The organism is Vibrio sp. JCM 18905 (assembly GCF_055393305.1).
Genome location: NZ_AP043879.1, coordinates 636,536 through 651,310, shown reverse-complemented (window position 1 = coordinate 651,310; position 14,775 = coordinate 636,536). Strand labels below are relative to the sequence as shown.

Here is a 14,775-nt window from a genome sequence, read left to right as displayed (position 1 = left end):
ATTTATCAGTACTATCATTTCTTTTTGCTTGCATACACACTATGAACAACTTAAAAACATTGTTTCTTCTTGCTTGCTTCGTTCCAGCAAGTCAAAGCCTGGCACAGACTTCTGAGAGCATTGCTGACTACTTACAAGAGCAGAGTCAGCACCAGGTTATTGAGGATCATTACGCACAACCAACAACAAATAATCTGAATCTAGACGCCAAAGCAAACGCGTTAACTTGGCATGAAGATGGAAAGCCGGATCACTGTCGTTACGCCAAGCAGCCCAAGGACGTCGCAACACATTTCGACTACGGTGAAGCAAACGATCTATCTGACGGATTGCAACACTTTGATTTACCAGAGAGGCACTCGGCAAAGGGTAAGTCAACACATCGCACTTATGCTAATAACCCTCACCTTCTTCCTGGCAATAAACAATTTGCAGCCCCTGAAGACGGTACGTTTAGTCTGTCAGTATCTTCGGATTGTTTTTAAGTCGATACAATAAAAAATGCCCTGAGACAAAGCTCAGGGCATTTTCACTTTTTGTTTGATGGGTGACGTCACCATCTCACCGACTTGAATCTATTCTTCGTCAGCGTCTACTTCAGCGTCACGTGCTTTGCGGGCTTCTTCTTTACGAACTTTTGCCGCTAGTTGTTCGGCTTCACGCTCTTGACGTTGCGCTGCTTTACGCTCGTTACGAACCACTTGGTTTTGGATAAAACCAGCCAGTTCTTGTTCAGCCCAAGCTTGTGCTTTCTCTTCGCTGTCAAAGCCAGTTTCACGCTTTGATACTACAGTCTTACGAGATGTCACTTGGCGAGTGATTTCTGCGCTCCAGCCGTTACGTTTTTCAGTGACGCGGATAGCAAATTTTGGATTCTTAGACATTTCTTTCATTTCCTAAGGGATTTAGGGATCAATCAGGGATTCGGTCAACTTGATAACTCCATCTAAGCTGAGCTGTTTAACACCATCCCTTGGTAAGCGCGGTATTAGAGCATAAAAGTAATCTAAACGCTGCAAGTTTTTTACGCGAGATAATAGATGACAAAGAAGAGGCAGAACAAAGCAACGTTTCGCCCAGTCACGAGAAAGAGCGACGAAGAAAAAAGAGTAATAAGAAAAAAGAAAGCGCTGGTCTCTCAACCAACGCTTTACTTAAGCTAGATTAACCTTTGGTTAATTAACCGATATTCTTACGGGCATTTTGGAACATACGCATCCAAGCACCATTTTCACCCCAACCTTCCGGAACCCAAGAGTTTGCAACTGTGCGGAATACGCGCTCTGGGTGAGGCATCATGATAGTTACGCGACCGTCTGCTGTTGTTAAACCGGTAATCGCGTTTGGCGAACCGTTCGGGTTGTTCGGGTATTGTTGTGTTGGGTTACCGAGGTTATCCACGTAACGAACCGTAACCGTACCTGATGCTTCAATCGCTGCTAGGTGCTCTGCATCACGTACTTCTACACGCCCTTCACCGTGGGAAACCGCGATTGGCATGCGCGAACCAGCCATTCCGTCGAAGAATACAGAATCAGATTTCTGAACTTCAACTAGGCTAAAGCGCGCTTCAAAACGCTCAGATTCGTTACGAACAAAACGTGGCCACAAGTCTGCACCCGGGATAAGTTCTTTCAGGTTAGAAAGCATCTGACAACCGTTACATACACCTAAAGAGAACGTCTCTTTACGGTTGAAGAAGGCTTGGAACTGTTCACGGGCTTGTGCGTTAAACAGGATAGACTTAGCCCAACCCTCACCCGCACCTAGTACGTCGCCGTAAGAGAAGCCACCACAAGCTACTAGGCCATGGTATTCATCCAGTACCGCTTGACCCGTTAGGATATCGCTCATATGGATGTCGGTTGCCTCAAAGCCTGCGCGGTCAAACGCTGCTGCCATTTCGACGTGGGAGTTAACACCCTGCTCACGTAGAATCGCCATCTTAGGTTTAGCACCTTTCGCAATGTACGGTGCTGCAACGTCTTCATTTACGTCGAAGCTGAGCTTAACGTTTAGACCCGGGTCAGAGTTGTCTTTCTTAGCTTCGTGCTCTTGGTCAGCACACGCTGGGTTATCACGTAGCGCCTGCATCTTATGCGTTGTTTCAGCCCAGATAACACGTAGTTCGGTACGTGAACGTTCAAGCACAACTGCATCACCAGAAGTGATAATAAAGTCGTCTGAAGCGTTAACTGAACCAATCACATGTGAACATGCCTCTAAGCCGTTTGCCGCCAGAGTAGATAGAACTGAATCCAGATCATCATTCTTAACTTGAACAACCGCACCTAGCTCTTCGTTAAATAGAACGGCTAGCGCATCATCACCCAGCTCTGCGATGTTCGCTTTTACGCCACAATGACCCGCGAACGCCATCTCAGCCAGTGTAACAAACAGACCACCGTCGCCTTTATCGTGGTAAGCCACTAGCTTGTCATCACGTACTAACGCTTGCATTGCATCAAAGAAGCCTTTTAGCTGCTCAGCGTTATCTACGTCAGCAGGTTTGTCACCCAGCTGTTTGTATACTTGTGCCAATGCTGTCGCACCTAAGCGGTTTTTGCCGTTACCCAAGTCAACAAGAACTAGAGAAGTATCGCCTTTGTCAGTGCGTAGTTGTGGAGTCACGGTCTTACGTACGTCTTCCACACGACCAAATGCCGTGATAACTAGAGACAGTGGAGAAGTGACTTCTTTACTCTCGCCGTTCTCTTCCCACTTGGTTTTCATCGACATGGAGTCTTTACCAACTGGGATCGTCAAACCTAATGCAGGACAGAGCTCTTCACCCACCGCTTTGACTGCTTCATAAAGACCGGCATCTTCACCTGGGTGACCCGCTGGCGACATCCAGTTCGCAGACAGTTTAATGTGTTTAATATCACCGATGTCTGTTGCCGCAATGTTCGTTAGTGACTCACCAACCGCTAGGCGAGCCGATGCACCAAAGTCTAGTAATGCCACTGGCGTGCGCTCACCCATCGACATTGCTTCGCCGTGGTAAGTGTCATAGCTTGCCGCTGTTACTGCACAGTTTGCTACTGGTACCTGCCAAGGGCCAACCATTTGATCACGAGCAACCAGACCCGTTACTGTTCGGTCACCGATAGTAATTAGGAATGTTTTTTCTGCAACCGCTGGAAGACGAAGTACGCGATCCACCGCTTCATTAAGCTCAATACCATCACGAACAATGGCAGGGCTTTCCACCTTTAGTGTGGTTGCGTCGCGGTGCATCTTCGGTGGCTTACCAAGCAGTATATCCATTGGCATATCAATTGGCGTATTGTCGAAGTGAGAATCTTCTAGCGTTAGATGACGCTCTTCAGTTGCCACACCAACCACTGCATATGGTGCGCGTTCACGCTTACAGATTGCATCGAATGCTTCCATGTTTTCTGGCGCTACCGCAAGAACGTAACGTTCCTGTGATTCATTACACCAAATTTCTAGCGGACTCATGCCCGGCTCATCGTTTGGTACATCACGTAACTGGAACTTACCGCCACGCTCACCGTCGTCGACAAGTTCAGGCAATGCGTTAGAGATACCGCCAGCGCCCACATCGTGGATAAATGCGATTGGGTTGTCGTCGCCTAGCTGCCAACAACGGTCGATCACTTCCTGACAGCGACGCTCCATCTCTGGGTTTTCACGCTGTACTGAAGCAAAGTCCAGATCTTCTGCTGACTGACCAGACGCCATTGAGGACGCCGCGCCACCACCAAGACCGATGTTCATTGCCGGACCACCAAGTACGATTAAACTCGCACCCACTGGAATTTCTTTCTTCTGCACGTGTTCGTCACGAATGTTACCCATACCACCAGCAATCATGATTGGTTTGTGGTAACCACGGATTTCTTCACCCGCGTGAGAGGTCACTTTTTCTTCGTAAGTACGGAAGTAACCCAATAGATTTGGACGACCAAATTCGTTGTTGAATGCCGCGCCGCCTAGAGGACCTTCAAGCATGATGTCTAGCGCGTTAACAATACGACCTGGCTTGCCAAAGTCGGTTTCCCACGGCTGTTCAAAACCAGGAATACGTAAGTTAGAGGTTGTAAAACCAACCAGACCCGCTTTTGGCTTACCGCCGATACCCGTCGCACCTTCGTCACGGATCTCACCGCCTGAACCAGTCGATGCGCCCGGCCATGGAGAGATTGCCGTTGGGTGGTTGTGCGTCTCTACCTTCATCAAGATGTGTGCATCTTCATGGTGGTAAGTGTATTGACGAGATTTAGGGTCTGGGAAGAAACGACCCGCTTTAGAGCCCGTCATAACGGCCGCGTTGTCTTTGTATGCAGACAGCACATAGTCAGGTGTCGTTTCGAACGTGTTTTTGATCATTTTGAACAGAGACTTAGGTTGATCTACCCCGTCGATAGTCCAATCTGCGTTAAAAATTTTGTGGCGACAGTGCTCTGAGTTCGCCTGAGCAAACATCATCAATTCAATGTCGTTTGGGTTACGCCCAAGCTTAGTAAAGTTCTCTACTAAGTAATCAATTTCATCTTCTGCGAGTGCCAAGCCAAGGGAAACGTTTGCTTCTTCAAGCGCAAGACGACCGCCCGCTAAGATATCAACATGCGCCACTGGCTTAGGCTCTGCGACTGTAAACAGCGCTGACGCAGCTTCAAATTCTGTAAATACCGTTTCCATCATGCGGTCATGAATTAACGCTTTGACAGCGCCAACTTGAGCTTCTGATAGAACAACTGAAGATTCGACATAATAAGCCGTACCGCGCTCTAGACGTTTCACTTTATCCAAGCCACAGTTAACAGCGATATCGGTAGATTTAGAAGACCAAGGCGAGATAGTGCCTGGACGAGGCGTAACAAGAAGTAGAAGACCTTCTGGCTCATGCTCTTCGATGGTTGGGCCGTAAGTTAGTAACTTTTCAAGTTTTTCTAACTCTTGGTCATCAAGGTCAGACTTTAGATCGGCAAAGTGCATAAACTCGGCATAAATGCCAGTTACAGGCAGATCTTGTTCACGACAAAGTTCCAGTAGTTTATTAACACGAAACTCAGAAAGAGCTGGGGAGCCACGCAAAATTCTCATGTGCTTAGGTCTCTTATGCAATTGATTAAGGTGATATTGGAATAAATTCAGACACTTAAAATAAGCCCTGTCGAACCTATGCCGATTCCACCTCGTCATTGCGAGCGCATTATATAGCAATTGTTTTTGTGATGTAACATCAAAAGCAACCGTTTGCGTCATTTTTTTTGTCAAATTTGAATTACGACTAAAATGTCGATAAAACACACAATGTCACGCTATAAGTGTGTGATTCACTTTGCCCCATGAGCTCGCTTTGATATAAAGGCAAATAGAAATTTCCTAAGATGTACCTATTAATGCAAATAAGCCAGCTCAACCGACTCAAGCGCAGCGCCCTAATTTTTGTTTCTGTGCTACTACTCTCTGCCTGCCAGATTGAGTCGGAACCCAAAAGTGAATTCGAAAAAATTCAGGAACGTGGCGTGCTTCGTGTTGGCACGCTAAACAATCAGCTTTCCTATTATATTGGTCCCGATGGTCCCGCTGGGTTGGATTACGAATTGGCGCGTCAGTTTGCGGAGCAGCTCGGCGTCAAGCTCGAGATTAAACCTGCCTTTCGCCAAGCCGAGCTTTTTCCTGCTCTTAAGAAAGGAGATATTGATCTCATCGCTACGGGCTTAAATCAAACGTCACAAGCGGTAAAACGCTTTAGACCGGGCCCTGCTTATTATTATGTAAGCCAACAAGTTGTGTATAAAAAGGGGCAACTTCGACCACGTGATATCGAACAGCTGATTGAATACCAAGCATCGAAAGACAGCGAATCAGACGAAGATACAAATGCTGGCGCGCAAACATTAAAGATCGTCGAACAATCGCAATATGTTCCGACCCTAACCGCATTAAAGAAGCAATACCCAGAGCTGCAGTTTGAAATTGTTGGCGATGCTGACACGAGAGACTTACTTAAATATGTATCCACTGGTGAGTTGCGTTTTACTGTGACTGACTCTGTGGAGCTTTCCCTAGCTCAGCGCCTTTACCCCGATCTTGCGCTCGCGTTTGAACTTACAGAAGATCAACCAGTATCGTGGTTTACTCGACGCTCTGAAGACGAAAGTTTGTATGCGATGCTGATAGAGTTTTTCGGTAACATTAAACAATCAGGAGAACTGTCCACTCTCGAAGAGAAGTACATTGGTCATATTGAAGCATTTGACTACGTTGATACTCGCGCATTCATTCGAGCTCTGGATGACAAATTGCCTAAGTGGGCACCTTTATTCCAAAAGTACAGCGAAGAGTTCGACTGGCGCTTAATTGCAGCATTGGCGTATCAAGAATCACACTGGAAGCCAGCGGCAAAATCGCCAACGGGTGTTAGAGGGATGATGATGCTTACTCTGCCAACAGCGAAAAGCGTCGGGGTAACAAACCGTTTAGACCCTGAGCAATCTGTTCGTGGTGGTGTCGAGTACTTACGTCGCATTGTAGGTCGCGTGCCTGATAGCATCAACGAGCATGAAAAAATATGGTTTGCCCTGGCTTCATACAACATTGGCTATGGCCACATGATGGACGCACGACGACTTACTAAAGCGCAAGGTGGCGATCCAAACGCTTGGGCGGATGTAAAAGACAGATTGCCTTTACTGCGTCAGAAGCGTTACTACAGTCAAACTCGCTATGGGTACGCCAGAGGTGATGAAGCGCGTAATTACGTAGAAAATATTCGACGTTACTACCAATCCATCATTGGTCATGTCAGCCAAAGACCAGCGATTGATGAGAATAGCGATGACTTGCAAGTTATCCCGCCGCTCAACCCTGACATTTTGATATCAGGGGCTGTAGAGGCCGTCGTAGAGCAAGTATCAGGTGCTTCTGACGTCACAGTTGAAGAAGACACCGAACAAGAAAGCATTGAAGAATAAACCCGCGGTAAACTAAAAAATGACGAGCCTATGAAGCTCGTCATTTTTGTTGAGTCCTAACGAAAACTTATCTAGAATCAAATATTCTGAGTGACGCCAACCACACTCAACCATTCCTTTGGTTGGTCGCCTTTTCTTCATCGTTAGTAAAACTGATTGCTTTGTAACAGATTGCTTTGTAACCACATGGTTTAGCTCACTTGATGAAGCGGCGCCTTCGGCTACACTCTGCCGAAATAACGTCACTCCTATTATTAAGCATCGTATTGAAATTGTTTGCTGGCTCTGTGCAATGCAGAAGTCAAATGAAGAACGTTTAAACCATACAACGTTTAGTGCGATTATCGAGCCTATTGCCAAGCATCGATGAGCCGCGCTTTACTGGTATAAGTCTTGTCTGCAGGAGGTTTTGAATATGAGAAGACGTAGAGTGCAGTCAAAGCGTTTAAATAACACAGTAGCTGCTATCCGACGTAAACGTAAACTGACATGTATGAAAAAGAAAGTAAGTTCACGTAATCGTGTTTTTGTACATTTAGTCAATCACTAGTGCGTCCAAGCAAACATCTACCACGTTGTAGGTGTTTGCTAGCCCTCACCACTCCCACTACCTTGCTCGCTCTCTCGATTTTCTAATGCTTTTTGTGCTTGCTTCTTCGCTTTAATTTCCTTTCGGCGACGCTTAAAAAACGCTTGTAGCTGAGTGCGGCACTCATCTTCTAGCAGCCCCTTTTCAACTAAGGCGTAATGGTAAGCAGCTTGGCTTTCAAACAAATTAAGCACTGTTCCTGCTGCTCCAGCTTTTAAATCTGGCGCTCCAAAAACAACCCGCTTAACGCGGCTATGCAATAAGGCTCCGGCACACATTGGGCATGGCTCAAGTGTTACATATAACGTCGTATCCAGAAGGCGGTAATTTTCTAGCTTTTGGCCTGCTTTACGCAGTGTTTGGATTTCAGCATGTGCGGTAGCGTCATTAGTACCAATAGAGCGATTCCACCCCTCAGCGATAATTTCACCATCTTTGACAAGCACTGCACCGACAGGTACTTCCCCCTCAGCTTCTGCTTGCTCAGCAAGCACCATCGCTCTGCGCATAAACAATTCATCTTGAGGGGTAAACGGATGGTTAGACAAAGGAGGCTCCAAAGAAACAAAAAACGATTGAAGTCAGGAATTTTATCACCAACTTCGGTTTCACTACAGCAACACATCACGGGACAAAGTTTGCAACTCCAAAAAAAACCTAGTTACAAGACCTATCGATGTTCGTTTTACGAGAACAAAAAAGCGCAGATCGAAGACCTGCGCTTTTCGGCTGCCAATTATCGGCTTTCACACCCTAAACGTTTTTACATTGTGTAAGTGTAAGGAGCTTGAATGCCTAGCGGGATACCAACCATCCAATAAGCAACTAGGAAGATAGACCAACCGATCAGCATTGCGATCGAGAATGGCATCATTAGTGACGCAAGCGTACCGATACCAGCCGACTTCACATAACGCTGACAGTAAACCACTACAAGAGGGAAAAATACCATTAGAGGTGAAATGATGTTCGATACTGAGTCACCCACACGGTAAGCCGCTTGAGAGAGCTCAGGCGAGATACCAACCGCCATTAACATTGGCACTAAGATTGGACCAATTAAAGCCCATTTTGCCGATGCAGAACCAATAAGTAGGTTTACAGACGCAGTTAGAAGGATCATACCAATGATGGTCACTTCACCAGGTAAGTTCATCGCTTTCAGACCTTCTGCACCATATAGCGCCAGCATCGTCCCAATGTTCGATTGAGCAAACGCAGACAAGAATTGGGCACAGAAGAATGACATGACAATGTATGCGCCCATGGTCGACATAGTATCAGCCATCGCTTTGATAATGTCGTTGCTGGTCTTGAACGTTCCAGACACTTTACCGTAAACGTAACCAGGAATGATAAACAGAATAAAGATCAACGGCACGATAGACTTCATTATCGGTGCTGAGAAGGCCGTAATTTCACCTTCAGGCGAGCGAAGTGCTGATGTTTCTGGAATTAACGCTACAACAAGTAAAGCAATACCCGCCATCATTGCCCAACCTGCATAACGGAATGCTTTTGATTCCAGTTCAGTAAATGAACCTAGGTTTGGCGCAGTTTCCGCATCGTCATCAATTGGCATTTTTGACAAACGAGGCTCGATGATTTTTTCTGTCACGTACCAACCAATCGCTACAATAATGATGGAAGATAGGCCAGTAAAGAAGATGTTCGCTAATGGGTTAACCACGTATTCAGGATCAAGAACCTGCGCCGCGGTTTGCGTAAAGCCTGCTAGTAGTGGATCTATACCTGAAGGAATAAAGTTTGCAGAGAAGCCACCAGATACACCTGCAAATGCTGCCGCAATACCCGCTAGAGGGTGACGACCTGCCGCATGGAAGATAATACCGCCCAGAGGAATAACCAGAACATAGCCTGCATCTGCCGCAGTATGCGACACAATAGCAACCAAAATCAGCATTGGAGTAAGAAGCTTAGCTGGCGTGAAGTTCAGCATCTTCTTAAGACCCGTCGTAATAAAGCCCGAAGAGTCTGCAACGCCCACACCTAGCATCGCGACAAGTACGATACCCAGTGGCGCAAAGCCAGTAAACGTCGTCACCATGTTAGCAAGGAAACTTGCTAGCGCTTCGCCCGTAAGTAAATTAGTGATGGTAAGAGCTTCGCCCGTTCGAGGGTTTGGAAGATCGAATGATACATTCGATAAAAGTGCTGACGCCGCCCAAGTAATGATCAATGCCCAGAAGAACAAAATCGCAGGATCAGGAATTTTGTTACCTGTCCTCTCAATAAAGTTTAAAAAGCGCTCCATCCCGCTCGGCTTCGATGATGGTGCCTTATTTACAGCTTGGTTACTCATGGTAACTCCATAGTGAATGATGTTGGTGCCAAGGCCTATTTGAGTAATTATGACGGCCTACTATCCAACGAGTATTCTAGTAAACACTAATAGAGAAAGCACAAGGTTCTATATTTTTTTTCATAATTGGAGACATATTTTGCAAAAACACCACTTCAATTAAACATAATAAAAACAGTAGCACATCAACTCGATTAACAGTTCAAAAACCATTTATTAACCGCGACAAATCCGGTATAAAACAGGAATTACACCCGCATTTGTCTCAGCGCATGCATGCAATTGAACTTAGTTTTCGAATTCACTGTACTGTGAAATCATAGTTTTCAGCTGAACGGATTGCGTCTGCCCCATTCTATCTTCCCAACTTGTTGTGATGATGATCGTCTTTAGTGAACCTGATACAGTAGCAGGTGGCACATCCCACTCCACCGTGTACGCTCCAGTGGCGGAAGATCCTGTCACGATAGAGGCAAAACTGGCAGTAGAAATCGTAGAAAGCGCATCCGAAGCACCACGCGTCCGGAACCATTCGAGCTGGTTTTCTGCTAGACGCAATGCTTCAATACTTTTTATCGCATATTCGGATTCGCGTTCTAGATACACGTTTAGCTTCGTTAAACCTAGAGCCCCAACACCGATAAGCAGAAAAGAAATTAGAACTTCAAGAAGGTTAAAACCTTTTTGTTTAGAGATCATTCCAAGAGCCTCTCAACCACGATATTCTTTTGCGATTACTTGGGATAGAAGTAGCATCAAACTCCAAATTTAATGAACTTGAAAAAACACTTAACCCACCAACTGTATCAAACACAAAACCTCCGGTTGGCTTGAAAGCCCCTCCTGAGATAAATGTTAGCTTCGCTTTTTCTGCTGTAGATAAACTCCCTAAATGAGCGGTACCTGAGACTTCAGATGTCCATCTTGAGGACATATTCCCGACTGGAGATGTATACAAGTGATAAACCATGCCAGGAAAGGTATCGGTGCCATAAGTTGAGAGTATGCCATTCTCTACCACTAGAACTTTCGGAGAAGCACCCGCAGTTACTCCTAGCCCGTTTTCCAAATCACAATCTCCCTCCACCCAAACTTTATCATTTGAAGCAAAGGCAGCAAGAATAAGATCCTTACACGAAGTGTTTCCTGCACCAGTGCTTACTACGCTACCACTTATGACTGTAAATTCATTTTTTACAGTCGCAATTTCGCTTCGTGGATAACCAAAGAAAGATTCAAACGGATCTAGGTCAGGATCGTGTATGAAATCATGTTCAAACATCTTATTATCACCAATGTAGTCGCTATTATTTCCTACAACCTTAACTTTGTAGTCATTTATCCCTCCAGAGCCATCGCAATTAGAGTCTCCGGACACACACAAACCAGGTCTTTCCGTATCTGTTTTATATGCAGAATTACATGTATTTCCTGTAGGGTCATTCGTTACGACACCTCCATGCAGTTTAATTGATGCCTGAAACCGTACAGATATACAGTAATCAGGAGCAACAAATTCAGGCTTAAAAGTATTAGATCCCACTAACATCAAATCAGATCGGGCTTGAATCGCCCCAGTCGTTCGACTCAGAACTTTTATATTCTTTTTCAGTTTAAAATGATTGTTAGCAAAAGATTGAATTTCAAAGTAACTCGGATTGGCTGAAGATGCTGTAGCGCTGACTATCACATCGCACGTTGAATAGTCTTGGCTATCTGGTAAGACTGTTTCATTGTTTTTGTTTATTGCGAACGCACATTCCAACCCGCCCTCCGCTTTCCAGTGTGCCTGTCGCGCTTTTAGCTCGTTCTGAGCAACTTTTATTTGAAAAAAAACACCTTTTGAAGAAGCTAGGGCAACAATTAAAGCAAGAAGCAATAGAACGGAAGTGACCAACAAAGTAACATATCCAGATTGGTTGGGCTTAAACTTCATTGCCAGTTCCTCTGCTTAATAGAAAACTCCGCGACTTTACTCAGCTCTCCATCAACGGTTTGCAACCCTAAGGACACATCAGTTATGCCACTTACTTTTGTTCCATTCTTTACACTCGCTGAGCTGATTGAGAATTGAGTGACCTGAAGAATATCTTCATCGAATAGTGATCTACAGAAATCAATTCCGGCAAAAGATTTAATATCAGCTTGAGAAGCAACTGGATTTGAACAAAACTTAAGCTGATTTCCATCCCGTATATATTTAATATTTTGATAACCACTACCTTCTTTAAGATAAACAAAACCAACAGAGGCTCCTCCACTGACTGTAATAGTGTTTGTAGCTCCAGACAGCTTTAGCGAATTACCATTACCACCATCGTAACCCGCTCGCTGAATATCCTCTTTCATCAACATGAGGGTAACGTTGAGTCCTTGTAGAAGATGTAATTCTAAATTTTTTTCTCTTGCTGTTTTTTGGAGGCTAATAAATACAGAACCAATCACTCCTAATAGAACTAAGCCTATTAACGAACTTATCATAAGCTCAATTAACGACCCGCCTCTTTGGTAACGCTTACTCACACTCTGGGTAATCATATAACTTGCCTCCAGATCGGCTACATATTTTGATACGTCCCGGTGGATTGGACAGAGCGACCTCCAATATCAAGCTTGGGTTTGCCGTTGGGTAAAACTGCATTGTTCCACCACGTGGCCACCCTCTTACCTCATCAAAACTAACTCTTGCAGGGGGGGCGTAGAGTTGTTGAATGGTAAGTTCAGAGTATGATGAGCCTGACAAGTTCAGAATGATATTGCCCGCACCACTTTCCGAATCCGTAAGCTGAAATGACCACCCTCCGTTGTTGACTGGTACATTTTTATCCATTGGAAAATGTACATACAACTTTGTATTCCTCATCACCGCTTCAGACTTGCTTTGATTCAAAAACCCCACCAACTCTGTTGCAAGTCTTTGCATTTGCACAGTTTGTGAAACACGGCTAAAGCTTGGAGCTGCAAACGCCAATATAATACTCAGTACAGCCACAGTAATAAGAAGCTCCAACAACGTAAACCCGCGAGGCATTTCCCAAATTCCTATGTAAACGGCAAAAGGGCCGTAATTCATCTTGCACAGATGCTATCACCTGCCAAAAATAGGCGGAAAAGTGAAAAGGAAACTACTCGTGATGATTCGAATTTCTCGCTGTAACAGCTACAAAAAAAGATTGGGAGGGATGACATTGATCGAATTACTGATAGCCGTAGTGATTGTCGGGATCATTGCGGCTGTCGCCTACCCTTCTTACACCAATCATGTGCTCAAGTCTCATAGGACGGTTGCCTTGAGCGATCTTAGTCGAATTCAGCTAGAGCTAGAGACATCTTATGATGGTGGGTACGACTGGAGTCATATTATCTCTGGAGGCACATGCACTCTATGTGATTCAGACACAGACAGATTTTCTTTCAATATTGCGAGCTCTGCAAGTACGGCCTATACCATTACAGCAACAGCAAAATCGGCTCTGGGACAAGACGACGACGAGTGCTTGACTGGCGCTAAAACGATTACTTTAACGTCAACAAATGTCGAAGAACCAAGTGATTGCTGGAATTAGAAAGAACACCGAGATGCAAAAAGGCCTGCATTTTAGCAAGGCCTTTGTATTTGTGCTTTTCACTAACGTCTTAGCTGGTTAAATCATCAAAGAACTTTTTCACACCGTTGAAAAAGCCTTCTGATTTAGGCTTGTGCTTTGTCGCCGCTTCACCACCACAAGACTCTTCAAACTCTTTGAGCAGTTCTTTTTGGCGTGAGCTTAGGTTTACTGGTGTTTCAACAACCAACTTAACAATCAAGTCACCGATACCGCCACCGCGAACGCCTTTCACACCTTTACCACGCATGCGGAACATACGACCTGTTTGCGTTTCTGAAGGCACTTTTAGGCTTACGCGACCATCTAGAGTTGGCACTTCAACTTCACCACCTAGAGCCGCCATCGCAAAGCTTACAGGCACTTCACAGTATAGGTTGTTACCATCACGTTCGAAGATATGGTGCTCTTTCACGTGCACTTGTACATACAAGTCACCCGCTGGAGCTCCCATTTCTCCCGCTTCACCTTCGCCAGATAGACGAATACGGTCGCCAGTATCAACACCTGCAGGGATCTTAACGTTAAGTGTTTTGGTTTTCTGCTTACGGCCTTGACCATGACACTCATTACAAGGGTCTTTAATGATCTTGCCTTTACCGTGACAGGTTGGACAGGTTTGTTGCACTGCGAAGAAGCCTTGGCGCATCTGTACTTGACCATGACCATGACAGGTACCACATGTTTCAGCAGATGAGCCTTTCTTCGCGCCACTACCATCACAGGTATCACAGTGTACTAGTGTTGGTACTTCGATCTCTTTCGTTACACCACGAACCGCCTCTTCTAGCGTCAGTTCCATGTTGTAACGTAGGTCCGCACCACGTTGAGCACGGTGACCGCCACCGCCACGACGACCACCACCAAAGATGTCGCCGAATACATCGCCAAAGATGTCGCCGAAATCAGCACCGCCGCCACCAAAGCCGCCGCCACCGAAACCACCGCCGCCTTGTTCAAAAGCAGCATGACCGTACTGGTCGTACGCCGCTTTCTTTTGAGGGTCGGTCAGAACTTCGTACGCTTCTTTTACTTCTTTAAACTTGTCCGCCGCAGACTCATCACCCTGGTTTCGGTCTGGGTGGAATTTCATCGCTAGACGCTTGTACGCCTTTTTGATATCGCGCTCTGAGGCATCACGGCTTACGCCTAATACTTCGTAAAAATCACGTTTTGACATGTTCTTCGTCACCAGTTAATTACTACAAACGGCATCGATTCACCGCTTGGTGTTTGTATCGTTCTAGGTAAGTGCACTTATCCGCAACATACTTAACTAGAAAGACAGCGTTTACAAACAGACGGGCG

At 45.5% G+C, this 14,775-nt stretch carries 12 protein-coding genes; 3 read left to right on the top strand and 9 right to left on the bottom strand.

All coding sequences use genetic code 11. The annotated features are described in order from the left end of the window. Positions 1-41: 41 nt before the first annotated feature. Entirely contained in the window at positions 42-485 is a 444-nt protein-coding gene (locus tag ACZ5ZC_RS11180; protein ID WP_047010164.1) for a hypothetical protein, read from the top strand. Positions 486-575: 90 nt separating this feature from the next. Here ACZ5ZC_RS11180 and ACZ5ZC_RS11175 read toward each other — a convergent pair whose 3' ends face one another. Further along, the gene (locus tag ACZ5ZC_RS11175; RefSeq protein ID WP_005391432.1) at positions 576-884 is read right to left on the bottom strand and encodes a DUF3622 domain-containing protein; all 309 of its coding nucleotides are present in this window, start codon (positions 882-884) and stop codon (positions 576-578) included. Between the two features lie 295 nt (positions 885-1,179). Beyond that, positions 1,180-5,073, bottom strand: coding sequence for a phosphoribosylformylglycinamidine synthase (gene purL / locus ACZ5ZC_RS11170; RefSeq protein WP_464932135.1), 3,894 nt, complete (start codon positions 5,071-5,073; stop codon positions 1,180-1,182). A gap of 299 nt (positions 5,074-5,372) precedes the next feature. On the opposite strand from purL, the gene mltF reads away from it, so the two are divergent. Next, the gene (gene mltF / locus ACZ5ZC_RS11165) at positions 5,373-6,950 is read left to right on the top strand and encodes a membrane-bound lytic murein transglycosylase MltF (RefSeq protein ID WP_282150442.1); all 1,578 of its coding nucleotides are present in this window, start codon (positions 5,373-5,375) and stop codon (positions 6,948-6,950) included. Positions 6,951-7,538: 588 nt separating this feature from the next. Here mltF and tadA read toward each other — a convergent pair. The 6 genes from tadA to ACZ5ZC_RS11135 all read right to left on the bottom strand — a co-directional run bounded on the left by tadA (position 7,539) and on the right by ACZ5ZC_RS11135 (position 12,893). Continuing rightward, on the bottom strand, positions 7,539-8,048 hold the full coding sequence (gene tadA, locus ACZ5ZC_RS11160; RefSeq protein WP_425597797.1) for a tRNA adenosine(34) deaminase TadA: 510 nt from the start codon (positions 8,046-8,048) through the stop codon (positions 7,539-7,541). Between the two features lie 254 nt (positions 8,049-8,302). Beyond that, positions 8,303-9,862, bottom strand: coding sequence for an AbgT family transporter (locus ACZ5ZC_RS11155; protein ID WP_054867886.1), 1,560 nt, complete (start codon positions 9,860-9,862; stop codon positions 8,303-8,305). Positions 9,863-10,150: 288 nt separating this feature from the next. Continuing rightward, positions 10,151-10,561, bottom strand: coding sequence for a type IV pilus modification PilV family protein (locus ACZ5ZC_RS11150; protein ID WP_053350260.1), 411 nt, complete (start codon positions 10,559-10,561; stop codon positions 10,151-10,153). Continuing rightward, the gene (locus tag ACZ5ZC_RS11145) at positions 10,551-11,798 is read right to left on the bottom strand and encodes a hypothetical protein (protein WP_464931922.1); all 1,248 of its coding nucleotides are present in this window, start codon (positions 11,796-11,798) and stop codon (positions 10,551-10,553) included. The genes ACZ5ZC_RS11150 and ACZ5ZC_RS11145 overlap by 11 nt, the downstream gene beginning before the upstream one ends. Continuing rightward, positions 11,795-12,400 (bottom strand): PilW family protein, encoded by a 606-nt coding sequence (locus tag ACZ5ZC_RS11140; RefSeq protein ID WP_054867885.1) that lies wholly within the window; start codon positions 12,398-12,400, stop codon positions 11,795-11,797. Before ACZ5ZC_RS11140 ends, ACZ5ZC_RS11145 begins: the two co-directional genes overlap by 4 nt. Further along, complete coding sequence (locus ACZ5ZC_RS11135) at positions 12,378-12,893, bottom strand: GspH/FimT family pseudopilin (RefSeq protein WP_464931921.1); 516 nt, start codon at positions 12,891-12,893, stop codon at positions 12,378-12,380. The genes ACZ5ZC_RS11140 and ACZ5ZC_RS11135 overlap by 23 nt, the downstream gene beginning before the upstream one ends. Before the next feature lie 103 nt (positions 12,894-12,996). Here ACZ5ZC_RS11135 and ACZ5ZC_RS11130 point away from each other — a divergent pair, with 103 nt between their 5' ends. Further along, positions 12,997-13,428, top strand: coding sequence for a type IV pilin protein (locus ACZ5ZC_RS11130; protein ID WP_054867884.1), 432 nt, complete (start codon positions 12,997-12,999; stop codon positions 13,426-13,428). Positions 13,429-13,498: 70 nt separating this feature from the next. Here the strand turns inward: ACZ5ZC_RS11130 and dnaJ are convergent, their stop codons facing one another. Beyond that, complete coding sequence (gene dnaJ, locus ACZ5ZC_RS11125; protein ID WP_005391453.1) at positions 13,499-14,647, bottom strand: molecular chaperone DnaJ; 1,149 nt, start codon at positions 14,645-14,647, stop codon at positions 13,499-13,501. Positions 14,648-14,775 lie beyond the last annotated feature (128 nt).